General features: G+C 67.6%; 23 protein-coding genes and 1 tRNA gene. 17 read left to right on the top strand and 7 right to left on the bottom strand.

Features of this window, described 5'->3' with window-relative positions:
• Nucleotides 1–22: 22 nt before the first annotated feature.
• From F1D05_RS29160 to F1D05_RS39125, 5 genes are all read left to right on the top strand, one after another.
• Complete coding sequence (locus tag F1D05_RS29160) at nucleotides 23–859, top strand: SGNH/GDSL hydrolase family protein (RefSeq protein WP_185443617.1); 837 nt, start codon at nucleotides 23–25, stop codon at nucleotides 857–859.
• An 82-nt stretch (nucleotides 860–941) separates the two neighbouring features.
• Nucleotides 942–1,658: a ribonuclease PH gene (gene rph / locus F1D05_RS29165; RefSeq protein WP_185443618.1), complete on the top strand. Its 717-nt coding sequence runs from the start codon at nucleotides 942–944 to the stop codon at nucleotides 1,656–1,658.
• Nucleotides 1,655–2,260 (top strand): RdgB/HAM1 family non-canonical purine NTP pyrophosphatase, encoded by a 606-nt coding sequence (gene rdgB, locus F1D05_RS29170; RefSeq protein WP_185443619.1) that lies wholly within the window; start codon nucleotides 1,655–1,657, stop codon nucleotides 2,258–2,260. Before rph ends, rdgB begins: the two co-directional genes overlap by 4 nt.
• A gap of 1 nt (nucleotide 2,261) precedes the next feature.
• Complete coding sequence (locus tag F1D05_RS29175; protein ID WP_246486074.1) at nucleotides 2,262–2,897, top strand: hypothetical protein; 636 nt, start codon at nucleotides 2,262–2,264, stop codon at nucleotides 2,895–2,897.
• A 68-nt stretch (nucleotides 2,898–2,965) separates the two neighbouring features.
• Entirely contained in the window at nucleotides 2,966–3,445 is a 480-nt protein-coding gene (locus F1D05_RS39125) for a hypothetical protein (RefSeq protein WP_206685868.1), read from the top strand.
• A 494-nt stretch (nucleotides 3,446–3,939) separates the two neighbouring features.
• Here F1D05_RS39125 and F1D05_RS29185 read toward each other — a convergent pair.
• The 3 genes from F1D05_RS29185 to bcp all read right to left on the bottom strand — a co-directional run bounded on the left by F1D05_RS29185 (nucleotide 3,940) and on the right by bcp (nucleotide 6,586).
• Nucleotides 3,940–4,022: transfer RNA gene (locus F1D05_RS29185), tRNA-Leu, on the bottom strand.
• Nucleotides 4,023–4,074: 52 nt separating this feature from the next.
• A complete protein-coding gene (locus F1D05_RS29190; RefSeq protein ID WP_246486075.1) occupies nucleotides 4,075–5,700 on the bottom strand; it encodes a substrate-binding and VWA domain-containing protein in 1,626 nt (541 codons plus the stop codon).
• 418 nt (nucleotides 5,701–6,118) lie between these two features.
• Nucleotides 6,119–6,586, bottom strand: a complete 468-nt coding sequence (gene bcp / locus F1D05_RS29195; RefSeq protein WP_185443621.1) for a thioredoxin-dependent thiol peroxidase — start codon at nucleotides 6,584–6,586, stop codon at nucleotides 6,119–6,121.
• Between the two features lie 196 nt (nucleotides 6,587–6,782).
• Here bcp and F1D05_RS29200 point away from each other — a divergent pair, with 196 nt between their 5' ends.
• From F1D05_RS29200 to F1D05_RS29210, 3 genes are all read left to right on the top strand, one after another.
• Nucleotides 6,783–7,820 carry a glucose 1-dehydrogenase gene (locus tag F1D05_RS29200; RefSeq protein ID WP_185443622.1) on the top strand — a complete coding sequence of 346 codons (1,038 nt, stop codon included), beginning with the start codon at nucleotides 6,783–6,785 and terminating at the stop codon, nucleotides 7,818–7,820.
• A 96-nt stretch (nucleotides 7,821–7,916) separates the two neighbouring features.
• The gene (locus tag F1D05_RS29205; RefSeq protein ID WP_185443623.1) at nucleotides 7,917–8,180 is read left to right on the top strand and encodes a DUF3618 domain-containing protein; all 264 of its coding nucleotides are present in this window, start codon (nucleotides 7,917–7,919) and stop codon (nucleotides 8,178–8,180) included.
• Entirely contained in the window at nucleotides 8,177–8,515 is a 339-nt protein-coding gene (locus F1D05_RS29210) for a GroES family chaperonin (protein WP_246486076.1), read from the top strand. The genes F1D05_RS29205 and F1D05_RS29210 overlap by 4 nt, the downstream gene beginning before the upstream one ends.
• Nucleotides 8,516–8,544: 29 nt before the next feature.
• On the opposite strand, the gene F1D05_RS29215 is transcribed toward F1D05_RS29210, so the two are convergent.
• Nucleotides 8,545–8,922 carry a DoxX family protein gene (locus tag F1D05_RS29215; protein ID WP_185443624.1) on the bottom strand — a complete coding sequence of 126 codons (378 nt, stop codon included), beginning with the start codon at nucleotides 8,920–8,922 and terminating at the stop codon, nucleotides 8,545–8,547.
• 97 nt (nucleotides 8,923–9,019) lie between these two features.
• Here F1D05_RS29215 and F1D05_RS29220 point away from each other — a divergent pair, with 97 nt between their 5' ends.
• The 8 genes from F1D05_RS29220 to F1D05_RS29255 all read left to right on the top strand — a co-directional run bounded on the left by F1D05_RS29220 (nucleotide 9,020) and on the right by F1D05_RS29255 (nucleotide 16,983).
• On the top strand, nucleotides 9,020–9,493 hold the full coding sequence (locus F1D05_RS29220) for a MarR family winged helix-turn-helix transcriptional regulator (RefSeq protein ID WP_185443625.1): 474 nt from the start codon (nucleotides 9,020–9,022) through the stop codon (nucleotides 9,491–9,493).
• A 60-nt stretch (nucleotides 9,494–9,553) separates the two neighbouring features.
• Complete coding sequence (dapC, locus tag F1D05_RS29225) at nucleotides 9,554–10,660, top strand: succinyldiaminopimelate transaminase (RefSeq protein WP_185443626.1); 1,107 nt, start codon at nucleotides 9,554–9,556, stop codon at nucleotides 10,658–10,660.
• Nucleotides 10,661–10,755: 95 nt separating this feature from the next.
• On the top strand, nucleotides 10,756–12,183 hold the full coding sequence (locus F1D05_RS29230; RefSeq protein WP_246486077.1) for a M15 family metallopeptidase: 1,428 nt from the start codon (nucleotides 10,756–10,758) through the stop codon (nucleotides 12,181–12,183).
• The gene (locus F1D05_RS29235) at nucleotides 12,180–12,950 is read left to right on the top strand and encodes a hypothetical protein (RefSeq protein ID WP_185443627.1); all 771 of its coding nucleotides are present in this window, start codon (nucleotides 12,180–12,182) and stop codon (nucleotides 12,948–12,950) included. The genes F1D05_RS29230 and F1D05_RS29235 overlap by 4 nt, the downstream gene beginning before the upstream one ends.
• Nucleotides 12,951–12,993: 43 nt before the next feature.
• Nucleotides 12,994–14,130, top strand: coding sequence for an alanine racemase (locus tag F1D05_RS29240; RefSeq protein WP_246486078.1), 1,137 nt, complete (start codon nucleotides 12,994–12,996; stop codon nucleotides 14,128–14,130).
• 15 nt (nucleotides 14,131–14,145) lie between these two features.
• A complete protein-coding gene (locus F1D05_RS29245) occupies nucleotides 14,146–15,447 on the top strand; it encodes a D-arabinono-1,4-lactone oxidase (protein ID WP_185443628.1) in 1,302 nt (433 codons plus the stop codon).
• Nucleotides 15,448–15,499: 52 nt separating this feature from the next.
• The gene (locus F1D05_RS29250; RefSeq protein ID WP_185443629.1) at nucleotides 15,500–16,222 is read left to right on the top strand and encodes a PIG-L deacetylase family protein; all 723 of its coding nucleotides are present in this window, start codon (nucleotides 15,500–15,502) and stop codon (nucleotides 16,220–16,222) included.
• Nucleotides 16,223–16,518: 296 nt separating this feature from the next.
• A complete protein-coding gene (locus F1D05_RS29255; protein ID WP_185443630.1) occupies nucleotides 16,519–16,983 on the top strand; it encodes a hypothetical protein in 465 nt (154 codons plus the stop codon).
• A 112-nt stretch (nucleotides 16,984–17,095) separates the two neighbouring features.
• Here the strand turns inward: F1D05_RS29255 and F1D05_RS29260 are convergent, their stop codons facing one another.
• The 3 genes from F1D05_RS29260 to gndA all read right to left on the bottom strand — a co-directional run bounded on the left by F1D05_RS29260 (nucleotide 17,096) and on the right by gndA (nucleotide 20,128).
• Entirely contained in the window at nucleotides 17,096–17,656 is a 561-nt protein-coding gene (locus tag F1D05_RS29260) for a DUF6817 domain-containing protein (RefSeq protein WP_185443631.1), read from the bottom strand.
• Between the two features lie 418 nt (nucleotides 17,657–18,074).
• Nucleotides 18,075–18,569: a DUF6319 family protein gene (locus F1D05_RS29265; protein WP_185443632.1), complete on the bottom strand. Its 495-nt coding sequence runs from the start codon at nucleotides 18,567–18,569 to the stop codon at nucleotides 18,075–18,077.
• A 116-nt stretch (nucleotides 18,570–18,685) separates the two neighbouring features.
• The gene (gene gndA / locus F1D05_RS29270; protein WP_185443633.1) at nucleotides 18,686–20,128 is read right to left on the bottom strand and encodes an NADP-dependent phosphogluconate dehydrogenase; all 1,443 of its coding nucleotides are present in this window, start codon (nucleotides 20,126–20,128) and stop codon (nucleotides 18,686–18,688) included.
• A gap of 189 nt (nucleotides 20,129–20,317) precedes the next feature.
• Here gndA and F1D05_RS29275 point away from each other — a divergent pair, with 189 nt between their 5' ends.
• Complete coding sequence (locus F1D05_RS29275; protein ID WP_185443634.1) at nucleotides 20,318–25,084, top strand: DUF2961 domain-containing protein; 4,767 nt, start codon at nucleotides 20,318–20,320, stop codon at nucleotides 25,082–25,084.
• Nucleotides 25,085–25,472 lie beyond the last annotated feature (388 nt).

Raw genomic sequence — 25,472 nt, forward strand, 5'->3', positions numbered from 1 at the left:
GGCGCCGTCACCATGACGGAACGTGAGCCTCCACTATGTGGCACTGGGTGACTCGACGACCGTGGGTGTCGGGGACCCGATGAACGGCAGTACGACCGACCTTTCCGGTGCCGGCGCGCGTCCGGGGGAGGGGTGGCGGGGCTGGGCCTCGCTGCTCGCCGACTCCCTGGGCAGCTCCCACCGTGTGACGTTCGCCAACTTCGCGACCAGCGGTGCCACCGCGCCGATGGTGGCCGCCGACCAGCTCCCGTCGACGGGTTCGGACCCGATCGACCTCGCCTCCTTGATCGTCGGCGTGAACGACACGCTGCGATCGACCTTCGACGCCGGTCAGATCCGGGACTGCCTGCAGTACTGCGCGGAGCAGTTGACCGCGCGCGGTGCGTTGCTGCTGACGGTCCGCTTCCACGATCACGGCCAGGTGTTCGGCCTACCGTCGTGGTTGCGCCGCCCCTTGTGGCAGCGGATCGAGCAGGTGAACGCGGCGTACGACGACCTGTACGCCCGGTTCGGCGGGATCCGGATCGACATGGCCGACTACCCCGAGGTCTACCGCCGCGACTTCTGGAGCGTGGATCGCCTCCACCCCGGCGAACGAGGCCACCGCCACCTGGCCCGGGCCTTCGCCGACCAACTCCACCACCACGGCTTCCCGATCGCAGTCCCACCGGCCCTCGCCTGCGCCGGCCAAACCCCCTCCAAATGGGCCGACACCCGCTGGATGATCCGCGAGGGCATCCCTTGGCTGGGCCGCCGCGCCGGCGACCTCACTCCCTGGGCCGCCAAAATGGCCCTCACCCAGTTCAGCCACCTCCGCTCCGCCCCCACCGATGCGGAGGTAAGGCGCGTTCAGGTTTAGGGCTTCTAAATCCTCCCGTCTTCCCTTGCCTCGCCCACCTCCGATGCGGAGGTAAGGCGCGTTCAGGCTTAGGGTTTCGGGCATGGCTCGTATCGATGGACGTACTGCTGATCAGCTCCGGCCGGTGACCCTGACCCGGAAGTGGCTCGACCATGCCGAGGGATCGGTGCTGGTCGAGTTCGGCAAGACCCGGGTGCTGTGTGCGGCGAGCGTCACCGAGGGCGTGCCGCGCTGGCGGAAGGGGTCCGGCCTGGGCTGGGTGAGCGCGGAGTACGCGATGCTCCCGCGCTCGACCAACACCCGCTCGGACCGCGAGTCCGTGAAGGGCCGGATCGGCGGCCGGACGCACGAGATCTCCCGCCTGATCGGCCGCTCCCTTCGTGCGGTGATCGACTACAAGGCGCTCGGCGAGAACACGATCCTGCTCGACTGCGACGTACTGCAGGCCGACGGCGGCACCCGGACTGCCGCGATCACCGGCGCGTACGTCGCCCTCGCGGACGCGGTCTCGTTCCTGCGTGACCGCAAGGCGCTGAAGGGCGAGCCGCTGACAGGCTCGGTCTCCGCGGTCTCGGTCGGCATCATCGACGGCGCCCCGATGCTCGACCTCTGCTACGAGGAGGACGTCCGGGCCGAGACCGACATGAACCTGGTGCTCACCGGCGACGGCAAGTTCATCGAGGTGCAGGGTACGGCGGAAGGCGCGCCGTTCGACCGCGACGAGCTTGACGCCCTGCTGGAGCTCGGTTCCGCCGGTTGCGCCGACCTCACCAAGCTCCAGTTGGAGTCGCTGTCGTGAGCAAGGTCCTGCTGGCCTCGAACAACCAGAAGAAGCTCGAGGAGCTGCGCCGCATCCTCGCCCCGATCGTGCCCGGCATCGAGGTGCTCGGGCTGGCCGACGTCACGCCGTACGAGGAACCGGCCGAGACCGAGCCGACCTTCGAGGGCAACGCGCTGCTGAAGGCGCACGCCGCCGTCGCCGCGACCGGGTTGCCGTCGATCGCCGACGACAGCGGGATCTGCGTCGACGCGCTGAACGGGATGCCGGGGGTGCTGTCGGCGCGCTGGTCCGGCCCGGCCAAGGACAACCACGCGAACAACGTGCTGCTGCTCGGCCAGCTGGAAGACGTACCGGACGAGCGTCGCGGCGCCTCCTTCGTCGCGGCCGTTGCGTTCTGCCGGCCGGGTGCCGAGGACGAGATCGTCCGCGGTGAGATGCCCGGCTCGGTGATCCGGGAGCTGCGGGGTACCGGCGGTTTCGGGTACGACGTGCTGTTCCAGGCCGAGGGCTACGACCTGACCACGGCCGAGTTGTCGATCGAGGAGAAGGACGCCATCAGTCACCGGGGCAAGGCGTTGCGCCAACTCGCCCCGCTGGTGGCCAAAGCGCTGGGAGCCTGAGATGTTGTTCGCCGGATCTGATCGTGACGGAGTCGCCGAGGGACGCATCACCACGGCGTACCGGCGCTGGGCCGAGCCGCGGGTGGTGGCCGGCCGCGTCTATCGCACCAACGCCGGCCGGATCGAGATCGAGAGCATCAGCCAGATCAATCCCGATCTGCTCGCCGACAACGACGCCGACGTGATCGCGGCCGACCGCGGCAACGCGAAGGACGTCCGCCGCCGCCTCCGCGGCAACGAGGACTGGCCGACGTTCCTGATCCGCTTCCGCCTGGTCGAGGGACCGGACCCGCGCGAGGAGCTGGCCGCGTCCGCCGATCTGTCCGACGCCGACCTGGCGGACCTCGGCGACAAGCTCGCCAAGCTGGACGAGCTGAGCCGCCACGGCGCCTGGACCACCGCGACCCTCCGCCAGATCCAGGCCAAGCCGGCCACCCGGGCCCGGCGACCTGGCCGCCGAAGTCGGCCGCGACACCGCCGGCTTCAAACTCGACGTCCGCAAACTCAAGAACCTGGGCCTCACCTACAGCCTCGAAACCGGGTACGAGCTAACCCCGCGAGGCACGGCGTACCTCAACAGCCTGGCCTGAGACCTATGGATGGTCACGGTTTGAACGATCGAGCTCCCTGGCTCTAGGCAGGCCCCGACACAGAGCGTTACGGTAATCCCCATCCCGAGGGGGGCTCGGGGACTCAGGGGGAACCATGTCTCAGCCATACCCAGAAACACCTTCGAACGGCGAACCACCCGCCGTCCCGCAGTACGGCGTGTATCCACCCGCCCAACCACCAGCCGTCCCGCAATACGGCTTCTATCCCGCTCCACAGGCACCGGCAGCCCCGCAGTACGGCGCTCAGCCACCAGCCGTCCCGCAGTACGGCGCTCAGCCACCAGCCGTCCCGCAGTACGGGTATCCGGCCGCGCAGTACGGCTACCCACAACAGGTCCAGCCGAAGAACCCAGGCCTCTCACTCCTGGCCTCGTTCTTCATCCCCGGCCTAGGCACCCTCATCAACGGCAACACCGGCCTGGGCATCGCCATCTTCGCCGCCTACTGCTTCGCCTGGCTAACCACCATGATCCTCATCGGCTTCCTACTGCTGCCCGCGGTGTGGGTCTGGGGCATGATCGACGCCTACCAAGGCGCCAAGAACTGGAACACCGCCCACGGAATCCTGAGCTGATCCCGGCTCAGCCGACTCCAGGCAGCGCCCCCTGCCACTGAGAACAGCTTCCCGAGGGGGCTCGCGGAAGAGGGGGAGTCATGCATCAGCAGCACCCACAACAGTCGACGTACCAGGTGTTCTGGAGACGCGAGAGATGCCAAAGATGCGCGCCGCCTGCCGGGCCGCGCGGCTCGGTCGCGACCACCGACGGCCGCTTATGTGAACGAGCAGCACGCCAAACCGAGGGCGACCGCCTCCGCTGCAGGCTCACCTAGACGGAGGGTACGACGGGGCCGCCGTCTAGTTGGTGGGGCCTGAGGCGGCGGGAGGTGCGTGGGTGCGACGTGAGCGCGTGGGACTTGCGGCTGACCACCAACGCCTGCTTGTGAGCGGGCGACGTAGGAGCGCGCGATGCCGGGCGGGTGCGAGCGGCGACGCAGGAGCTGCGTGGGGGCTTTTTACAAGCCGGCGACGCAGGAATCCGGCGTGCGGGGCTGTTCGTCGTACGAGAGTGCCAGAGGAGGGACTCGAACCCTCACACCCTAAAGGGCACCGGCACCTAAAGCCGGCGTGTCTGCCATTCCACCACTCTGGCGTGGGGAGACCTGCTCCCTAGGACATCTTAGGGAGCAGGTCTCCTGGATTGCTCAGCGACTCTGCAGTGCGTTGATGAAGACGCCTTGCAGGTCGGTGGGGTTGCGGGCCACGTAGCTGAGACCGCCGGTCGCGGCGGCCAGTTGGCCCAGTTCGTTGCCGTCTACGTCGGGACCCATACCGAGTGCGATGATCCGGACCGGTTGCGCCGGATCGCGCATGCCTTCCAGGGTGCGGATCGTCGCGGTCAGTGTGGGGCCGTTCGGGTCGTCGTTCTTGCCGTCGGTGAAGAGCATGACGGCGTTCACGGCGCTCGAGTCGTAGTTCTGCTTGACGGCCTTCACAGCCGCGATCGCGGTGGCGTAGAGCCCGGTGCCACCGTTGGGGATCGCGCTCTGCGCCGTCAGGCTGGCCAGCATCTTGCTGCGCTGGGCCGGTGTCAGCGGTGCGATCGGGACCAACTGCCTGAAGTCTTCCTTGTTCGGGCCGATGCTGGTCGAGAACGACCACAGTCCGAGCGCGGCGTTGTCCGGGAACAGTTTGAGGCCCTGTGTGGCGGCAGCGATGGTCAGCTGCATCCGTGTCTTGCCGCCGACCTTCTCGTTCATCGAGCCGGACACGTCGATCACCGCCAGCGAGTGCGCGGTCAGCGACAGCCTGGTCCAGTTGAGCAGCGCCTTCTCGACGACGCTCGCGTTCGGCTTGGTCAGCTGGGTGATGTCCCCGACGCCCCGGCCGCCGCCGAGCGGACTCAGCAGCGAGTCACGGAAGCCGGCGTCGTCGCGGGCCTGGCTGGACGCGTCCGACAGCATCTCCGCGGCCAGCGACTTGGCTGCCTCGGTGATGACGGTGTTGTCGGACTTGGCCGTCACCGCGATCGGATAGTCGAACAGAAGCGTGCCGGTGGCCGGCACGATCGCCTTCAGTTCGGCGTCCGGGTGCTCTTCCTGGTACTTCACGAAGGCCTGTTCCGAAGTCGGTACGACGACGGGGCTGCCCTCCGCGGCAGCTCGGCCGAGGAGGCCGTCCACCTCCTTGTACGGCTGCGCCAGCGAGCCCAGGCGCTGAGCGAGCGGAACCATCACCGAAGACACCAGGCTGTCGGCGGCCGAGGTTTTGGTTCGTTCGGCACCGACCGCCAGCAGGGCGAGCAGGCCGGACGATTGGGTCAGCGGGTCGAGCAGGGCCGGCTTGGTTCCCTGGAAGGATCCCAGCCAGGACGAGACGTTGGCGAAGTTCTCGTTCCGGCCGACCAGTACCAGCGGTGAGCTGGCGATGGACGGCACGACGACGGTCGGGACGGACTGACCGTCGTCGGCCTGAGCGACCCAGGCGGACGAGTCCGGCACCCAGAGATCGGGCTTGTTGTCAGCACCATTGGCGATGTTGCGAGCGTCCGACGCCGACGGGACCGCAGTAATCGTGAACTGCAGGCACGGGGCGTCCTTGTCCTTCTTGGCGGACAGTGCCTTGGCTGCCGCCTCCAGCTGAGGCTGGATCTCGGGCGTGGTGTGCAGCTGGATCTGGGTCGGGTCGTCACAAGACCCTCCACCCAGAAATCCGTCCGCACCCGATTCCGACCCGAAGGAGCGGACCACAAACACGGCGCCCAAAGACAGCACCAGTAGGCCGACGGCCGTCAAATAAACCGGACGACGGTTGTTGTTACTTTTCGTCACCGCAGAGGAGTGTTTTCCCATCGCGGCAGGTCCCTCCCTCCCAGAGGCAGACTGCGGGCGCAGATTACCCGGTTTGCACTGGTCAGGGCGAAGGTCACGGACTGGCTTCACGCTATGGACACAGGGTTGCAACTGAACGCTGGACGGTTAGCCAGTACTGCTCATCCCTGTATCGCCGCAAAATCTCACGGAGGGTAGCGTCTCCGCTCCGGTCAGGTGAGCTCAATGTGTGATCCAAATCACATCGTTGAGTTTGCTCAAACGACCGTTCTATGGACCAGACCCATGAAACGGTCGAGGGTTTCCCTTCGCCGGATGTCCTGACAAAGGAACTTGTACTACGGACGCCGCCGGACGGGAAAAGGTTGACTTTTCACCTTCAGGGTCCTCGCCAGACCTCGAAAGGAGAACCGGAGAATCAGAGACCGAGGTCCCGGCGGAGCTTGGCGACGTGGCCGGTGGCCTTCACGTTGTACTGCGCGATCGCGATCTTGCCGTCTCCGTCGACCACGAAGGTGGACCGGATCACGCCGGTCACCTTCTTGCCGTACATCGTCTTCTCGCCGAACGCGCCGTACGCCGTCAGCACTGCCTTGTCGGGGTCGCTCAGCAGCGGGAAGGTGACGCCGTCGCGCTCGCGGAACTTGGCCAGCTTGGCGGGCTTGTCCGGCGAGATCCCGAGCACGGTGTAGCCGTGCGCGACCAGCGAGTCGAGCGAGTCGCGGAAGTCGCAGGCCTGCTTCGTGCAGCCTGGCGTCATCGCGGCCGGGTAGAAGTAGACGATCACGTTCTTGCCGCGCAGGTCCGCCAGCGCTACGTCGTTGCCGTCGGCGTCGGGAAGGGTGAAGTCGGGTGCGGCATCGCCGACGGTCAGACGCTCGGACATCGGGTTCCCTTCGCAGCGGCTATTGTCCGACATTCTGCCGTACGCCGCTCCGCCCGCCACAGGTGGTTCTCAGTAGCCCCACCAGTCGCATGTGTTACAGGGAAGCCGTGCGTGCGTGAAAGCTGGCGGGCGGCCGGCAGGTCAGACGCGGCGGGGGAACTTGCGTGCGGGTTCGGCGCGCGGTGGAGTGGACGGCATGCGCGCGATGACGGTGGTGCCGGGCAAGGCGGACTCAGCTGCGGTCGGAGAGGTCGCCGAACCACCGCTGAGCGACGGCTCGATGCTGGTCGAGGGTCTGCTGGCCGGGATCTGCGGCACCGACCACGAACTCGTCGGTGGCGAGTTCGGCAGCGGCCGCTCCGGCTCGGATCGGCTGGTGATCGGCCACGAATCCCTCGGCCGCGTGCTGGAACCGGCCGCCGGCTTCACCGCGGGCGATCTGGTGCTGGGCATCGTCCGCCGCCCGGACCCGGTGCCGTGCCCGGCCTGCGCTCGCGGCGAGTGGGACTTCTGCCGCAACGGCCTCTACACCGAACGCGGCATCAAGGGCATGGACGGGTACGGCGCCGAACGCTGGCGGATCGACCCGTACTACGCGGTGCCGGTTCCCGCCACGCTCGGCAGCCTGGGCGTACTCGTGGAACCGGCCAGCATCCTCACCAAGGCCTGGGATCAGGTCGACCAGGTCGCCGCTCGCTCCTGGTTCGGGCCAAAGCACGTACTCGTCACCGGAGCCGGACCGATCGGGCTGCTCGCCGCGCTGATCGCAGTGCAGCGCGGCTACACGGTGCACGTACTGGACCGGGCTGCCGACGGACCGAAGCCGCAGTTGGTGCGAGACCTCGGCGCGCAGTACCTGACCGACCTCTCGGAGCTCGACGCTGTTCCCGACGTGGTGATCGAGGCCACCGGCGCCGGACAGGTCGTGGTGGAGTGCGCCAAGTTGCTGCCGGCGGCCGGGGTGATGTGCCTGACCGGGATCTCGCCGGGACCGACCTCGATCGACGTACAGCTGGATGCGTTGATCCGGCAGTTGGTGGTCCGCAACGCGGTCCTGGTCGGGTCGGTGAACGCGGCCAAGCGGCACTACGCGGATGCCGTGGAAGTCCTGCAGGCAGCGGATCCGGCCTGGCTCGGGCGGTTGATCACCAGGACCGTCCCGCTGTCGGACTGGCCGTCGGCACTGGTCCGGGAGCCCGGTGACATCAAGGTGGTCGTAGATCTGCAGGCCTGACCTGCAAGGATGGCGTCAGCGCGGCCATCCTGGGGCATCCCCGGGCAGGCCGGTGGCAAAAGTCAAGGTGCATCAGTCGAAGGGAGCGTCGGACAGATGTCGGACACGAAGGCTCGGACCGCCGACCAGATCGAGGCGGACATCGCCGCCACCCGCGTGCGACTCGCCTCGACCGTTGATGAACTGGTCGACCGCGCGCACCCGAAGAATGTCGCCAAGCGGCAGGTCGAGCAGGCGAAGGCGCAGGTCTTCGACGAGCGAGGTCAGCTGCGCACCCAGAAGCTGGTCGCGGTCGGCGGCGCGGCCGTCGGGGTGATCGCCGTACTGCTGCTGATCCGCCGGCTGGTGGGTCGCCGGTGACTTCTCGCAAGCGGCTCGCCGACGACAAACTGCCGATCCGGATGCTGCACGACCGGGTGCTGGTCGCGATCGAGACCGAGGGTGAACGCAAGTCCTCGGCCGGCATCCTGATCCCGGCCACCGCGCAGATGGGCCGCCGGCTCGCCTGGGCGAAGGTGGTCGCGGTCGGCGCCAACGTCCGGACCGTCGAGGTCGGCGACCGGGTGCTGTTCGATCCCGAGGACCGCGCCGAGGTCGAGGTCCGCGGCGACGACTACGTGCTGCTGCGCGAACGGGACCTGCACGCGGTCGCGGCCGGCCGTCTCGAAGACGGCCAGACCGGCCTCTACCTGTAGAACCCGAAAGGTTTTCGGGCTGATTGAACTCAGAAGCTGTTGGGGCCGAAGCGGAAGATCGCGACTACCAGCGCGAGAATCAGGATCACCGCGTTGATGATGATCGGCTGATTCTCCTTGCGGCGGCCGTGAGTGATGATCGCGCCGACCATGATGACGGCCAGTCCGGTCGCCGCGAGCGGGACCAGGATCTCGGCGATGTTCAGCACGGCCGGCAGGATCAGGCCGAGGGCGCCCAGTACTTCCGCCGTGCCGATGAGCTTCAGCGTTCTCGCGGAGAAGTCCTCGGTCCACTTCATGTTGGCGTTCGCGCCAAGCTTCTCCTTGGACTGGCTGAGCTTGCCCAGCCCGGCCGCCAGGAAGAACGCGGCCAGCACTCCGGCCAGGATCCACAGCACTACGTTCATAGCGTTCTTGCCTGCTCTCACTCGATTAGTTGATGTTTCAAGTCAACCGTAAACCGGCATGAGTTGATACGTCAACTCATGGTAGTACGATGGCCGGATGGGGGACGACGAGGTGCGCTGGCTGGAGCCGGACGAGTTGCAGACCTGGATGACGCTGGCGGCGTTGATGTTCAAGCTGCCCGGCGCCCTCGACTTCCAGTTGCAGCGCGACTCGGGGTTGACCCACTTCGAGTACCTGGTGATGGCCGGCCTGTCCGAGTCGCCGAGCCGGTCCCGCCGGATGAGCGAGCTGGCCGGCTTCGCGAGCGGCTCGCTGTCCCGGCTCTCGCACGTGGTGAAACGACTCGAGCAGCGCGGTTTCGTGGAGCGCTGCCCCTCGCCTGAGGACGGCCGGATCACGGTCGCCACCCTCACCGACGCGGGGTACGAGCAGGTGGTCGCGGCCGCTCCCGGTCATGTCGCGACGGTCCGCCAGTACGTGATCGACGCACTCAGCCCGGAGCAGCTCGGCCAGCTGAAGGCCATCGGTGGCCAGATCCTGCAGAAGGTCGAGCCCGGGCGAAGCTGCTGACGCTGTCCGGTTGGCGGCGCCCGGATCAGGGGCGCGGATCCGGCAGGAGACAATGCTGGGGTGACCTTCGCACCCACGTCCAGCCGCCTGCCCGACTTCCCCTGGGACAAGCTCGCCCCTTACAAGCAGAAGGCGGCGGCTCACCCGGACGGCATCGTCGACCTGTCCATCGGCAGCCCGGTCGACCCGGTGCCCGACCTGGTGAAGCAGGCACTCGCGGCAGCGGCCGACGCACCGGCGTACCCGACGACACTCGGTACTACGTCCGCGCGGCAGGCGGCGGTGGACTGGATGGCCCGCCGCTTGGGTGTATCCGGTGTGGACCCGCAGACCGGCGTGCTGCCGGTGATCGGTACGAAGGAGCTGATCATGCTGCTGCCGATGCTGCTCGGCGTCGGCGCCGGCGACACCGTGCTCATCCCCGACCTCGCCTACCCGACGTACGAGGCAGGCGCTGCGCTGGCCCGGGCCACTAGCGTCCCGATCGCCGACCCCACGACGTACGACGGTCCGGTGCGGGTCGCGTACCTCAACTCGCCGCGGAACCCGTCCGGTGCGATCACCACGGCAGCAGACCTTCGTACTGCGGTGGAGTGGGCCCGTGCCAACGACGTGCTCCTGGTGAACGACGAGTGCTACATCGAGCTCGGCTGGGACTCGCAGCCCGTGTCGGTGCTGCACCCGGACGTCTGCGGCGGCTCGTACGACAACCTGCTCGCGGTGCACTCGCTGTCCAAGCGGTCGAACCTGGCCGGCTACCGCGCCGGATTCGTCGCTGGTGACGAGGCGGTCGTCGCCGAGTTGCTGGCGGTCCGCAAGCACGCCGGGCTGATGGTGCCGTCGCCGATCCAGGCAGCCATGGCGGCCGCGTTGTCGGACGATGTCCACGTCGATGAGCAGCGTGCCCGGTACGAACGCCGCCGGGCCGTACTGCGGCAGGCGCTGACCGACGCGGGCTGGACCATCACGCTCTCCCAGGGCGGCCTCTACCTGTGGGCCGAGCATCCGGCGTACGACTCCTATGAGTCCGTCGCGGCGCTGGCGGATCGCGGCATCCTGGTGGCGCCCGGTGTCTTCTACGGGACGGCAGGGCACCGGCACGTACGGGTGGCGCTGACCGGGACCGATGAGCGGATCGATGCGGCGGTCAAGCGGCTGCAGGAATAAGAGAACCTTTGGCAGGAGTGTGACGTCCCTAGTAGTGGAAGCATCTAGGTAGGTAGTGGGGCCTGCCTGGGCTTCTTCTGAGGGGGAGGACGGCCATGAACCTGCGCGCTATGGGGGCTGCCGCGGTTGCGGCGATATTGCTGATCGGATTGGTCCCGACCGGGGCTTTCGCTGATCCTGATCCAGGCCTACCGGTCACCAGTACCACGGCGACTCCGGTGGCCACGCCGCCTGGCACACCTGCCTCGACACCTGCCTCGACGCCTGCCTCAACCCCGGCTACAACGCCGGCTACCACGCCTGCGACCACTCCGGCTACGACGCCTGCCACGACTCCGGTCGATCCGCCGGCGACTGTTCCGTCGAAGCCGACCCGTACGACGGCCGCGGACCCGCTGTCGATCTCGCTGGACCAGCCGGCCACCACCTGGGAGGACCGGCCGCTGACGTTCACCGGCAAGCTCAGCAACGGAGCCGTCGACTGGTACATCTCGCTGTGGCAGGCACTACCCAGCGGCTGGACCCTGCGCAGCTCGACGAAGTCGACCGCCGGCGGCGCGTACCGGATGACCTACACGCCGACCACTTCGATCAACACCACGTTCCGCGCGGTGATCGGGCCCAGGTTCTACGAAGCCCCGGCGATCTCACCAGCCCGCATCGGCACTGCGCAGGACCGCAAGATCGTCGCCAACACCCCGGCGCCGTCGTACATCACGCTGACCGGCGTCTCCGTGTATGGCCACACCACCCCGGCCGAGCCTGGGCTCGAAGTGGTTCTGCAGGACCTCCTCGGCAACGGCACCTGGCGCTGGCTGACCAGCGTGAAAGTAGATGCCAATGGCTACTTCCACCTGCCGATCCCGGACAACTTCCCGCACACCCGCACGATCCGGGTGGTCAGCCGGGGCGTGCCCGCCGCGGCGGTCGAGGTATCGGCGTCGGCCCGCTACGTGATCAAGGCCGCGCTGAACCCGGCGGTCTTCGCCGTCGCCGCGAGCATGGTCCCGAAGACCTATCGAGCGGGCTGCCCGGTGGGGCCGGCCTCACTGCGCTTGCTGGTGATGAACTACTGGGGCTTCGACGGCCGGGTCCACAAGGGCGAGCTGATCCTCCGCGACGCGGCCGTGCAGAAGATGATCACGGTCTGGACCGCGACCTTCAACGCGCACTTCCCGATCCGCCGGATGCAGCGCGTCGACGTCTTCGGCGGCAGCGATGTCTCCTCGATGACCGCCGACAACACCTCTGCCTTCAACTGCCGCCAGGTGACCGGCGATCCGTACTCACTCTCACCGCACTCGTACGGCACCGCGATCGACGTCAACACCGTCGAGAACCCGTACCTCGCGGCGAACAACGTCTGGTACCCGTCCAACGGCCTCAGCTACCGCACCCGCAGCGTCGCCCGCCCGGGCATGCTCTTCTCCAGCAGCGCCGCCACGAAGTCCCTGATCGGCCAGGGCTACTTCTGGGGTGCCAACTGGTCCAAGCCCGACTATCAGCACTTCGAACCGAAGTGAAGCCAGTACTAGCGGTCGTAGCGGCGCTGGGGCTGCTGGTGGGATGCAGCAACAGCGCGGCTTCGGGGGAGACGCCACCACCGACTACGCCGATCCCCAGCACTGTCGGCGGCACAGTGCCGGTCCCGACCAACACCTTGAGTACTGCGAAGCCAACTGACGCCGCCAAGCCGCCGCAGATACCCGAGCGGGCCACGGCGCCACCACCCGCGTCGGCCGGGCCGGTGACTGCGAAGAACCTGCCCGCACCGGAGAAGCTAGGGGACGGCTGGAAGACCTACACCGACCCGGGTGGCTCGGAGCAGGGCTTCCTGGGCAACGACACCTGGACCCGCCGGCGTGACGGCCACCAGGCCGCCTATGAGGCGCTACCGGTCGGCTGTGCGAACCCGCAGCCGAAGGGCTCGCTGCCGGTCCCGCTGCACGCCCTGCAGGGTTCCTACCGAACAGGCTCAGACCAACCCGCCAACGCGCTGCTCCTGCGCTTCGCGGACGCGACCAAGGCAACGGCGTACTTCACCGGCTACCAGGCCCGCATGAAGGGCTGCGGAGACAGCGGCGGCCTGGCAGTGCAGTCGCTGTGGTCCACGGACACCACCGCTGCCGCAGTACGCCGGTATGCCGAGGCAGACGCCTTCGTCGAGGTATCTGTCGTGCGTGGATCTACTGTTGCCCTACTGGCCCAGCAGTCGTCCAACCCCGAGACTGAAGGCAATTGGTCACATTCCGTAGCATCAGAGTTGGAAACTGTGATCGATTTGCCCTAAAGATGCACTACCTTTCAGTATTTTCTGGCCGTAAACTCCTGACATGGGCGATTTCGACAGCTACGCGCGACTCACGGCCGACCTCGAGACGCCGTACGCGGTGGTCGACCTGGCTGCCTTCCGCCGGAACGCGGACGACCTCGTCCGGCGCGCCGCCGGTACGCCGATCCGAGTGGCGTCCAAGTCGGTGCGCTGCCGTGCGCTGATCACCGAGGCGCTGCAACGGCCCGGCTTCCACGGCGTGATGTCGTATTCGCTGCCGGAAGCGCTCTGGCTTGCACGCAACGGCGTCGACGACATCCTGATGGGCTACCCGACCGTGCATCGGGCCGCGCTGCGTGAGCTGGCCGCCGATGCGGATGCGGCTTCACGGATCACCCTGATGATCGACGACGTCCAGCACCTCGAACTGATCAAGGCGATCACCGGTGGAGGCGAGCGGATCCAGGTCTGCCTCGACGTCGACGCCTCGTTGCGGATCTTCGGCCAGCACCTCGGCGTACGGCGCTCGCCGCTACGCACCCCCGAGCAGGTGCTCGGACTGGCCCGCACTGTCGTCGCCGATGACGCCTTCGAGCTGGTTGGGGTGATGTTCTACGAGGCGCAGATCGCGGGCCTGCCGGATACGTCGCCGGCTGTTCGCTGGGTCAAGCGCCGGTCCGCGGCCGAGTTGGCCGAGCGGCGCGGCATGGTCGTCGACGCGGTGAAGCAGATCGCCCCGCTGCGGCTGGTGAACAGTGGTGGCACCGGCAGCCTCGAGGTCAGCAGCGCCGACCGGGCCGTCACCGAGGTGACTGCTGGTTCCGGTCTCTACGGGCCCACGCTCTTCGACAAGTACGACATCTTCAAGCCCGAGCGCGCCGTCGCCTACGCCCTCAGCGTGGTCCGCCGTCCCACGCCGCGGATCGCGACGCTGTTCGGCGGTGGCTACATCGCGTCCGGTCCGGCGAAGAAGTCCCGGCAGCCGTCCCCGACCTGGCCGGCCCGGTCTCGGTCTGCTCGGCACCGAGGGTGCCGGGGAGGTGCAAACCCCCGTAGCGGGAGAATCGGCGCGTGGCCTGCGGATCGGCGACCGGGTCTGGATGCGGTACGCCAAGGCAGGCGAGATGCTGGAACGATTCGACCGGCTGTACGCGATCGACGGCACCGAGCTGACCGAGCTCGTGACGTATCGGGGTGAGGGGAAGAACTTCGGATGAGCACCTGGCGCAACTGGGCCGGCACCGAGTCGGCGACCGGGGTGGAGGTGCTCCGCCCGGCCTCCATCGACGAGGTGTCCGTCGCGGTGAAGACGGCCGCCGAGCAGGGCAAGAAGCTCAAGGCGGTCGGCTCCGGCCACTCGTTCACCGGGTGTTCGGTGCCGGAGCAGGTGATGATCCGGCTCGACGGGCTCGCCTCGATCACCACCGCCGACCGGGAGTCCGGGCGGGTCACGCTCGGCGCCGGTACCGGTCTGGCGAAGCTGAACGCGGGCCTGGCGTCCTTCGACCTGGCGATGGCGAACCTCGGCGACATCGACAAGCAGACCATCTCGGGCGCGATCTCCACCGGCACCCACGGCACCGGCGCCCGGCTCGGCGGCCTCGCGACCCAGATCGTCGCGCTCGAACTGGTCACCGCGGACGGCTCCGTGCTGCACTGCTCGGCCGAGGAGAACCCCGATGTCTTCGCCGCGGCGCGCGTCTCGGTCGGCGCGCTCGGTGTCATCACTTCTCTCACCCTGCAAAGCGTTCCGGCGTTCCTGCTCCGCGCGCAGGAGATGCCGCTGCCGCTCGGCGAGGTGCTCGACAGTTTCGATGAATTTGCCGACGGCAACGATCACTTCGAGTTCTACTGGTTCCCGCACACCGACCTGGCGCTGACCAAACGCAACAACCGGGTCGCCGCCGGGGTCGGCGCGTCCCCGGTCAGCCGGCTGCGCGGCTGGATCGACGACGAACTGCTGTCCAACCGGGTCTTCGAACTCACCAACCGGCTCGCGGTTCGCCGGCCCGGGTTGGTGCCGCGGATCAACCAGTTGGCGTCGCGCGCGCTGTCGGCCCGCGAGTACGTCGACGCGTCGTACAAAGTGTTCTGTTCCGAGCGGAACGTGATCTTCCGGGAGTCCGAGTACGCCGTACCGCGGGAGCATGTCGTCGAGGTGGTCCAGCAGTTGCGGGCGTGGATCGACCGGTCGGGGGAGCGGTTCCCGTTCCCGATCGAGGTACGGGTCGCGGCGGCGGACGACATCTGGCTGTCCACCGCGTACGGGCGGGACACGGCGTACGTCGCGATCCACCAGTACCACCGGCTGGAGCACGACAAGTACTTCGACGCGTTCGAGCAGATCGCCGGGGCCTTCGGCGGCCGGCCGCACTGGGGCAAGCTGCACACCCTCGCCGCGGACCAGTTCCGCGACCGCTACCCCCGCTTCGACGACTTCCTCGCCATCCGCGACCGCCTGGACCCCCACCGCGCCTTTACCAACCCCTACACCCGCCAAGTCTTCGGCCCCTGAATACACGGTAAAAAAGTTCACCAGACCGGGTGCCGGGCATAGCCTTCTTCGCATGACTGCACCTGAGCCGCTCGAGCCGCTGATTGAGGACTGGACGAAGGCCCTTGCCGTCGTCGCGCATCCTGACGACCTGGAATTCGGTGCCGCCGCCGCGATCGCGCGGTGGACCGCCCAGGGCAAGGAGGTCGTCTACTGCCTGCTCACCTCAGGCGAGGCGGGGATCGACGGCATCGCACCGGCCGAGTGCGGTCCGCTGCGGGAGGCCGAGCAGATCGAGTCCGCCCGGATCGTCGGCGTCGACACGGTCGAGTTCCTCGGCCAGCCCGACGGCACGATCGAGTACGGCGTACCGCTGCGGCGGTTGATCGCGCAGGCGGTCCGGCGGCACCAGCCGGAGATCGTCATCACGAACAACTTCCGCGAGACCTGGGACGGCGACGTCATGCTGAACATGGCGGACCACATCAACACCGGTCGCGCCACCTTGGACGCCGTCCGCGACGCCGCCAACCGGTGGATCTTCCCCGACGACGGTGAGCGCTGGAACGGGGTCCGCCAGGTCTGGGCCGGTGGTTCACCGACCGGGAAGCATGCGGTCGACACCACCGACACGTTCGAGCTCGGCGTCGACTCGCTGAAGGCGCACAAGGCGTATATCGACGGGCTCAACTGGCCGCACTTCGACCCGGCCGAGTTCCTCGAAGGCATCTCCCGCGGCACCGGCACCCGCCTCGGCACCACCTATGCGGCCCCCTTCGAAGTCTTCACCGTCTGAACCACCCGGCTCCGCACCACCTCGCAGGCCTTCAAGCTCCTCACCGTGTGAACCACCCGGCTCCGCACCGCCTCGCAGCCTTCAGGCTCCTCACCGTGTGAACCACCCGGCTCCGCTGGCCGTATGAGTGGGTGACAGGCGCTGCGGGGCACGCCGTAGCGGTTAGCGACAGGCGCTGCGGGCAGATTGCGTCATGTGTTGTCCATCTCCTGTTCGCCAGGGGCGACCTTCGGACCTGGCAGACTCGGAAATACATGACAGCGCAGCTATCAGCAGGCTCGAGGATCGGACAGGCGATGAGATCAGACGACGCCGGTGCCTCGGTGCGGTTGCTCAGGACCGCGCCCGAGTGGTCGAGTGGTACCTACCGGACCGATTGGTCGCGGACGGATCACTGGGCGGCCGGGAAGCAGGCTGCGATGGACATCGATGCTGCTGAGGCGTGGCAACCGCCGTGGTGGTTGCTGGTGTTCGGGCCGTTGTGCTGGCTGCTGGTCTCGGCGCTGGTGGTCGGTCAGCGCGGACTGCCGATCGGCCTCGTCGCCTTCGGACTGCTCGCGCCGGTCGGGATGCCGATTCCCGTCGTCATGCGCTGGATCCGCAAGCACCGCCGGCTGGACGGCGCCTATCTCGGCCCGCTCGCGTTCGCGGCCATGGCCATCGTCACCGACATCCCGCTCTGGGTCTGCGCCGCCGTCGGCCTCGGAGCCGCGTTCCTCAGCCTGATGCTAGGAGCCATGCGGGGCTTCGCCCACGGCTGAGGCTCAGCTCGCGCGGGGCTTCGCCCACGGCTGAGGCTCAGCTCACGCTGGGCTTCGCGCCCGGCTGACCTCGGGTGACTCCCTCAGCGGGGTCACCTTTGACGGCTGATGGTTAGCTGACTTCTTCGACGGCCGGCTCTAGCTGGAGTACTCGTTGGGCGTCGGCGAGGACTGCTGGGGAGGCCAGGGACTGCCAGCGGGGGATCTGCTCCTGCAGGAAGGGGCGGAGCTTCGGGGTCAGGTCGGGAGCGTGGTCGAGGACGTCGAGCTCGTTGACGATCGTGAGGTCGACGAACTCGCGGAGCTCGGAGTTGCTCAGCTCTTCCGTGGTCCCGGTGAAGCGATCCGTCACCATGCGATGCTCGGCGAGATCCCGCCAGGTCGTCTCCCGGTCGCAGGATCCGTACCGGTAGACGAGCAGCTCAGCCTCGGGCCCGATCACTGCTTCCAGCACCGGTCGCTCGGTCTGCCAGTCGAACAGATGCGTCGGGAACCCGTCCGTGCCGTACGCCGCGTGTGCCAGGCCCGCGATCCTCAGGGTGTCGGAGGCACCGAGCGAGGTGAGCCGCTTCGCGACCCGGTGCAGGTGCACGTACAACGTGCCGCCCGCGTGCTCCAGCTCGTCCGCGCCGCGAACCAGCAACAACGATCCCAGGTCTTCGAAGGTGCTCATCTGACCCCTTCTGGCTTTCGGAGTGGTCAGGGCCCTGACTGGACCGGCCCAGGCACCCAAGGTACGGCCTGGTGTGCACCGCCGCCCAGGGATGCGGCGTGCCGGATCGGTCACACTGCGGACACCCACTGGGCACCCACAAGTCACCGATCCGGCACCTCCTCATTCACCTCTCCCAAGGCCTTCTGTGCCGGACGCCTCTGACACAGACCTCAGGAAACCCACGAGCACACAAACCCGCTCCGGCTTGTCCAGTGCCCCGTGTCGGTAGTTCCGTTGTGCTACCGGCGCCCAGGCACGCACCTGACCACCGCTATCACTAACTGAACTACCGACACGGGGCACTCGCTGACGTGTGAGGGAAGCACCCGTCGGCGGGACGCGTACGCCGGGAGGGAGTGCGGCTGGTGAGGGTCTACTAGTCGTCGAGCTCGGCGAGCGCCTTGCGGGCTGCTTCGAGCTCGGCCTCGAGGGCGGCGACCTTGGCGGCCTGCTGCTCGCGGGCTGCGTCGATGACCTCGTCGATCGGGCCGGACAGGTCTTCGTGCAGCTCCTTGGCCGCGCGCGAGACGGCCGCGGCGGCGACCAGCAGGTTCTTCGCGATGAAGCTGTTGCCCTGCTTGAGCTCGGCCTTCCACTCGCCGTCGGCGGTGCCGGTGACGGTCAGGGTGAGCTCGAGCGTCTTGGTCTTCTTCGGAGCGGCCTTCTTGGCCGGTGCCTTCTTCGGCTTCTCCTCGGCCACCGGAGCAGCCGGCTCGGCGACGTCCGTGTCGGCGGCGTCAGTGCCGGCCTCCGGCGCGGCGTCAGCGGCTGACGTGACCACAGCCGCCGTCTCGGTCGGCGAGTCGATCACCGCTTCGGGAGTGTCGACGACGTCGGTCTGAGCTTCTCCTGCAAGGGTGTCTACAGTCATCGTTGCGGCGATCTCCCTGAGTGACAATTGTCCCCGCCGGAGCGGGCTGGCGCTGAGAGTGTATTAGAACACACGTTCGACCCCCAGCGCCAATCGCCTCGCTGCACTACCTCCGCTCAGGCGGACTGCTCCTTGCGATCTCCCGACCAGTCGAGGTGGAACGCACCCTCGCGGTCGATCCGGCGGTACGTGTGCGCCCCGAACAGGTCGCGCAGCCCCTGGATCAGAGCAGCCGGCAGCCGGTCGGCGCGCAGGCCGTCGTAGTACGAGAGAGCCGCGGAGAACCCAGGAGCTGGAACGCCAAAAGTGGCGGCCGCGGCGACAACGCGACGCCAGGCGTCCTGCCCACTCACGACAGCGTCCTTGAAGTAGTCGTCGACCAGCAGCGACGGCAATGCCGCGTCCCGGTCGTACGCCTCCTTGATGCGGTCCAGGAAACGGGCCCGGATGATGCAGCCGCCGCGCCAGATCTTCGCCATCGCGCCCAGGTCGATGTCCCAGCCGTACTGGTCGCTGGCGGCCCGGATCGCGTCGAAGCCCTGCGCGTACGCGACCAGCTTCGACGAGTACAGCGCGTGCCGTACATCCTCGATGAACGCATCCCGGTCGATGTCCAGCTTCGCCTCCGACGACGGCCCGGCCAGTACTCCGGCCGCGGCCTCCCGGCGTACGACGTCGCCCGACAGTGAGCGAGCGAAGACGGCCTCGGCCATGCCGCTGACGGGGATGCCCAGGTCCAGAGCGACCTGGACGGTCCAGCGCCCGGTGCCCTTCTGCTCGGCCTGGTCCAGCACCACGTCCACGAACGGCTGGCCGGTGGACTCGTCGACCTGGCTGAGCACCTCGGCGGTGATCTCGATCAGGAAGGACTCCAGGTCGCCCGTGTTCCAGTCGCGGAACACGTCGGCGATCTCGGTCGCGCTCAGTCCGAGCACGTGGCGGAGCAGGTCGTACGCCTCGGCGATCAGCTGCATGTCGGCGTACTCGATGCCGTTGTGCAGCATCTTCACGAAGTGGCCGGCGCCGTCCGGGCCGACGTGCACGCAGCAGGCCTCGCCGCCGACGTGGGCGGAGATCCTGGTCAGCATCGGCTCGAGCGCGGCGTAGGCGAAGGTGGAGCCGCCCGGCATGATGCTCGGCCCGTTCAGCGCGCCCTCCTCGCCACCGGAGACGCCGGCGCCGACGAAGTGCAGGCCCTTGGCCTTCAGGGCGTCCTCGCGCCGCCGGGTGTCGGCGAAGTGCGCGTTGCCGGCGTCGACGACGATGTCGCCCTCGTCCAGCAGCGGCACCAGCTCCTCGATCACCGCGTCGGTCGGCTCGCCCGCCTTGACCATGATGATGATCTTGCGCGGCTGCTCCAGCGCGGCCACCAGGGCCGGCAGGTCGTCCGCCGCGGTGAACTCACCCTCGTGGCCGAACTGCTCGATCAGCGCGTCCGTACGGGCCTTCGAGCGGTTGTGGACGGCGACGTGGAACCCGTTGCGCGCCAGGTTGCGGGCCAGGTTGCGACCCATCACCGCGAGTCCGGTGACAGCGATCTGGGCTGGAGCTGAACTCATGAAATCTCCTGCGGGTGGGTGCTGGAAGCTGCGTGCGGGACCCAGTCTGTCGCGTCCGGCAACCCCTGGGCCTATCGGGTATCCAACCCTTGGAACACGTTTCCCATTCCGTCGCCGAGGGATTGCCAGCGATCGTCTCCAGTGGTAAACATCTGAGAAATCGATTTCCCGGCAACGTGAGGTCCGCCCATGACCGCAGTTCTGCGTCGCGCAACCGCCCTCCTGCTAGGAGCACTTCTGGTGCTCCCGGTTTCCGTATCCACAGCCTCAGCCACCGGTACGCCGTACGCGGTGGCAGGCGTAAGCGCCCGAAGTGCAGGCAACGGGCCGGTGGGCTGGGACGTCTACCGCCGGCTCGACCGGCTGCCGGAGCTCCAGAACGGGGTCCGGTCCAAGCAGTTCTCCAGCTTCGGCCGCGACGGCACCAACAACGACGGCTTCGACGGCACCTACTCCTGCCTGCGTACTACGGCCGTCGGCTGCGTCATCGCCGAAGCCCGGGGAGCGGGCGAGATCGCGTCGATCTGGTTCACCCGGGACGAGGGCGACGTCCGCAGGACCGGCAAGATCACCGTCGAGGTCGACGGCAAGACCGTCCTGGACGCGCAGTTGCAGGACGTCGTGGACGGCAAGCTCGGCTCGCCCTTCGTCTATCCGCTGGTCGCCAACGCCCTGCAGACCTCGGGCGGCGTCTACATTCGCGTGCCGATGCCGTACCAGAAGTCGATGCGCGTCACCGTGCGGAACAACCCGCTCTTCTACCACGTCGACTACCGTCAGTTCCCCGATGTGGCAGGCGTCAGCACCTTCGACCCGACCGACAAGGCCGAGGACGTCGTCGCGCTGCTGCAGGGCTTCGGCACGAAGGACCCCAAGCCGGCGGCCGCCGGTGCGAAAAACACCGCGAAGCCGGTGAACCTTGCCCCCGGCAAGCAACTCACCTTGGCCGACGACGCGGGCCCCGGTGAGCTCAGCGCGCTCAGGCTGAAGTTCCCGCAGATCGTCGGCCTGGACCTGAAGACCTTCGCCGACGACGGCCGCGCGTTCCTCGGCGGCAGCCAGTTCACGATGAAGGTCGACCCGGCCAACACCGGCGTGAAGCTGATCCGCCGGATGGATCTGCGGATCGGCAACCAGCGCGCGAAGATCTTCGTCGACGGCGTCGCAGCCGGTGAGTGGGCACCGTTGCCGGCCAAGGGTGCGCAATGGGCCGACCAGATGGTCGACCTGCCGGCGGCAGTGACCGCAGGCAAGTCGCAGCTCGTGATCCGCAACGAGTTCGTCTCCTCCGACCTCGACTTCAACGAGTTCACCTACTGGGCCGACTCCGTCGTCGGCGGCACGGTGAAGCGCACCGACACCCTCGACGTCGGTCCGGACCACCTCGCCGACGAGCAGTCCCACGCCTACTCGATCACCAAGGAGAACTGGAGCGGCTCGCACTCGATGCCGTACGCCGTCACGGCCGACGACGCCGCCCGGGTGAAGTCGTCCGACGCGCTGCTGGCCGGAGTACGGGTCCAGGTCACTGTCGACGGCAAGAAGCGGGTGGACGCTCCGCTCGGTGAGTTCTTCGGCTCGGGACTCGGTGAGAACGAGGTGCGCTCCTTGTTCTTCGCGATGGATCCGAACGGCTGGTATTCCGCGTGGTGGCCGATGCCTTATCTAGCGCGAGCAACAGTCAGCCTGGTCAACACCACGCAGTACAAGTTGGATGGGCAGGCAGAGGTCACTACTGCTCGCAGCGCACAAGCAGGTGTCGACCTGGCGACCGGGAAGTCCGGCTACTTCACCGCACTCTCCAAGCGCGGTGAGGCGACCTTCGGGCAGGACTGGGCGATTGCGGACGCCACTGGACGCGGCAAGTTCGTCGGGGTCTCGCAGACCATGGAGGGGCTGCAGCCGGACGGCAACACGCGTGGCTACCTCGAAGGCGACGAGCGCGTGTACGTCGACGGCGAGCGCACCCCGGCGATCCACGGCACCGGCACCGAGGACTATTTCGAGTCCGGGTGGTACTTCAACCAGGGCACCTACTCCACGCCCTTCCACGGCAACTCCGGCCACGAGGTCGCCGCGGGCGAGTGCAAGAACGAGTGCGACAGCGCGTTCCGCCTGCACATCACCGACGCGGTCGACTTCCAGAACCAGCTCACCTTCGGAATCGAACACGGCCAGCAGGACGACCACCCGGCCGTCTACGGCACAACAGCCTTCCTGTACTCCGCCGCCCGGTTCGGTGCGCGCGAGACCGACCGGATCGACACCGGTTCGGCCGCCAGCCGTCAGCAGCACGGCTACGTCGACACAGGGACCGAGGCGGAGCTCACCAGCGTCTACGAGGGCGACCACGACGACACTGCGATCACCGACCAGGTCCGGTCGACCACTGCGCCGATCCGGTTCACGGTGAAGGTCGATCCGGTCAACCGCGGTGTGACGCTGCGGCGTACGGGAGACCAGAACGTCGCTGGACAGTCGGCCAAGGTCATCGTCAACGGCAAGGACGCCGGTACCTGGCTGCAGCCGCTGGGCAATGCAAAGCAGCGCTGGCTCGACGACAACTACCAGCTACCCGCATTGCTCACCTTCGGCAAGACCAAGCTCGCCATCGAGCTCCAGCCGACGGGACCGGGCTGGACCGCGTCCGCGTACGCCGTACAGTCGCTCGTCATCCCGTACGCCGACAAGCGGGCCCCGGCGCGACCCACGGACGTCACTGCGAAGAGCCGCACCGACAACGCGATCGCCCTTAGCTGGAGTGACTCGGCAGACGACAGCGGTATCGCGCGGTACAACGTCTATGCGGCCAAGGAAGGCGTCGAGGAGAAGCTGGTCGGCAGCAGCGTTGTCCCCGGCTTCGTGCACAGGGGGATCGGGCTGGGTGAGACCTGGAAGTACCGGGTCTCCGCAGTCGACCTGGCCGGACACGAGAGCGCCAAATCGGCAACGGTGGAGGGCACCTCGGGCAGCACGCTTCGAGTGGAAGCGGAGTCGCTCCTGCCAGCTGTGTCCGCCACTGTCCCGGCGGACGCGCAAGGGAGCTGCTGCGGGGTCAACTGGTCCGGCGGTGCCCAGCTGTGGATCCATGGGACCAAGGCCGGCGACAAGGTCGTGCTGGAGTTCGCAGTACCGACCACTGGGACCTACAACCTGTCGAGCGTGCTCACCAAGGCGGCTGACTACGGCATTGTGGACGTCGCTGTCGATGGCAAAGCGCCGGTCTCAGTCGACGGGTACGCCGCAACTGGCGTGAGTGTGCAGACGGTGAACCTGGGCGTCCAGGCACTGACGGCAGGCAAGCACCAGCTGAGCATCACAGTGACCGGCAAGAACCCAGCGGCGACCGGTTACCTGGTCGGTGTGGATCTGATCGATCTGGAGCTGAGCGTGATCCGTGACGTGCCGTTCGAGAAGGTCGACAAAGTAGTTGCCGCAGGCAAGTTCGCGAAGGTCTACGACCCGAGCGTCGGCGAGACCGGCCCGTGGTACTACAACGACCACACGCTGGTGCAGGATCGTAAGACCGGCACCTGGCACGTCTTCGCGATCACCCATGCCGAACCGGCGAACCCGCTCGACGAGAAAAGCTTCGGGCACACCACCGCGCCTTCGCCGAACGGCCCGTGGACCAAGCAGCCGCCGGCGCTCGTGGCCGATCCGGCCGCGGGGGAGAGCCACATCTGGGCGCCCTACGTCATGTACGACAAGGGCACCTACTACATGTTCTACGCGGGCGGGACGCCCGACCACACGGCGTACCGGATGCAGCTGGCGACGTCGACCGACCTGGTGCACTGGACCCGCAGTACGGCGAACCCCTTGTTCACCGACGGATTCGACGGGCGGGACCCGATGGTGCACAAGGTCGGCAACCAGTGGGTGATGTACTACACCGCCAACTCCACGCCGAGCGGTGGCAACCACATCGTCGCCTATCGGACCAGCACCGACCTGCGACATTGGAGTGAGCGGCAGACGGCGTTCCAGCATCCGGAGACCGGCACCTTCGGCGGTCCGACCGAGTCGCCGTTCGTGGTGCAGCGCGGCAAGGACTGGTACCTGTTCGTCTGCTGCGACGGCGGCTATGAATCCACCAAGGTCTACAAGAGCAAGGACCCGCTGCACTTCACCCTCGATCAACTGGTGGGGACGATCCAGGCGCACGCGGCCGAGGTGGTCCAGGACGGCGACAAGTGGTTCGTCACCGGCGCGGGCTGGGGCAAGGGCGGGCTCTTCGTCGCTCCACTCGACTTCAACGCCGTACAGGTGACGAAGGGACACGTGATCAGCAACAAGTACTACCGGGCGACCGTGCAGACGGCTCCGAAGGCGTCGTTGACCGCATTGGACGTGGATCCGTCCGGCCAAGGGAACTACAAAGCCGCCCTCGACTCCTCGTCACGAGCCACTGGGCCTTATCTGGGTGTCGGCACCTTCGGCGTCACCGACCTGGCCGGGGCCGCAGCCACCGTCGACAGCCAGACCGGGAAGCTCGAACTCACCGGCATCCCGTTCGGCGACGAGCCGGTGACCGCCGACTGGTCGTTCGACTTCGGCCCGAAGACGTTCGACACCAGCCTCAACTGGAAGGTGTCCGGTGTAGTCAATGCCCCGGTCTGGGAGGCTTCGTTCAACGTCGACTCGGCACTGCCCAACCAAGGCGATCCCGGTGGCTTCGAGCGCAACGGCGATGTCCCCGGCTTCCCGGACTGGTCGATGGCGACCGGCCCCGGTCTCAGCGTCGTCACTGCCTACAAACGTGGCTCGTCCTGGGCTGAGGACAACCACTGGTACGACCCACCCACCGGAACCGTTGCCTGGCAGCCGTTGTGGCAACCAGGTGGCCGCGCCCTACCGCCCGGCTCGTACGCCGGTGGCACCTGGCGAGTGGGCTTCTCCGCCACCGAAAAGGACACCACCCTCGCCAACCAGTTGGCAGGAGACCTCAACTAGTGCCCTGCTTCTGAAGTTCGCTGGATAGGTCTGACACCATGCCGGGCGCGGGGGACGAGGCCTTCCCCGGCCCCCGGCCCCCCGCTCCCCGGAAGGTGTCTGAGGCCGCACCGATGGCAGCCAACCCCGACGCCCCAAGTGCGGGCGTCTTTGTGCACCGGCTGAGTATTCCACCCGCGGAAAACGCTCAGCGGATGCACAGAGGCCGGCAACCGACGCGGGCGTTCCGCGCCCTTGTGCACGCCCTGAGCACGCGATCGGCCCGGAACACTCAGCCGATGCACAAAGACGCCCACACCGCAGGCAACAGCGAGCATCCCAGACACACACAGCCTCGGAGCCAGCCGACCCGCCCAATCACGCTCCGCGCACTTGACCAACCCCACCA

It is taken from the genome of Kribbella qitaiheensis (genome assembly GCF_014217565.1).
GTDB classification, from domain to species: Bacteria; Actinomycetota; Actinomycetes; order Propionibacteriales; family Kribbellaceae; genus Kribbella; species Kribbella qitaiheensis_A.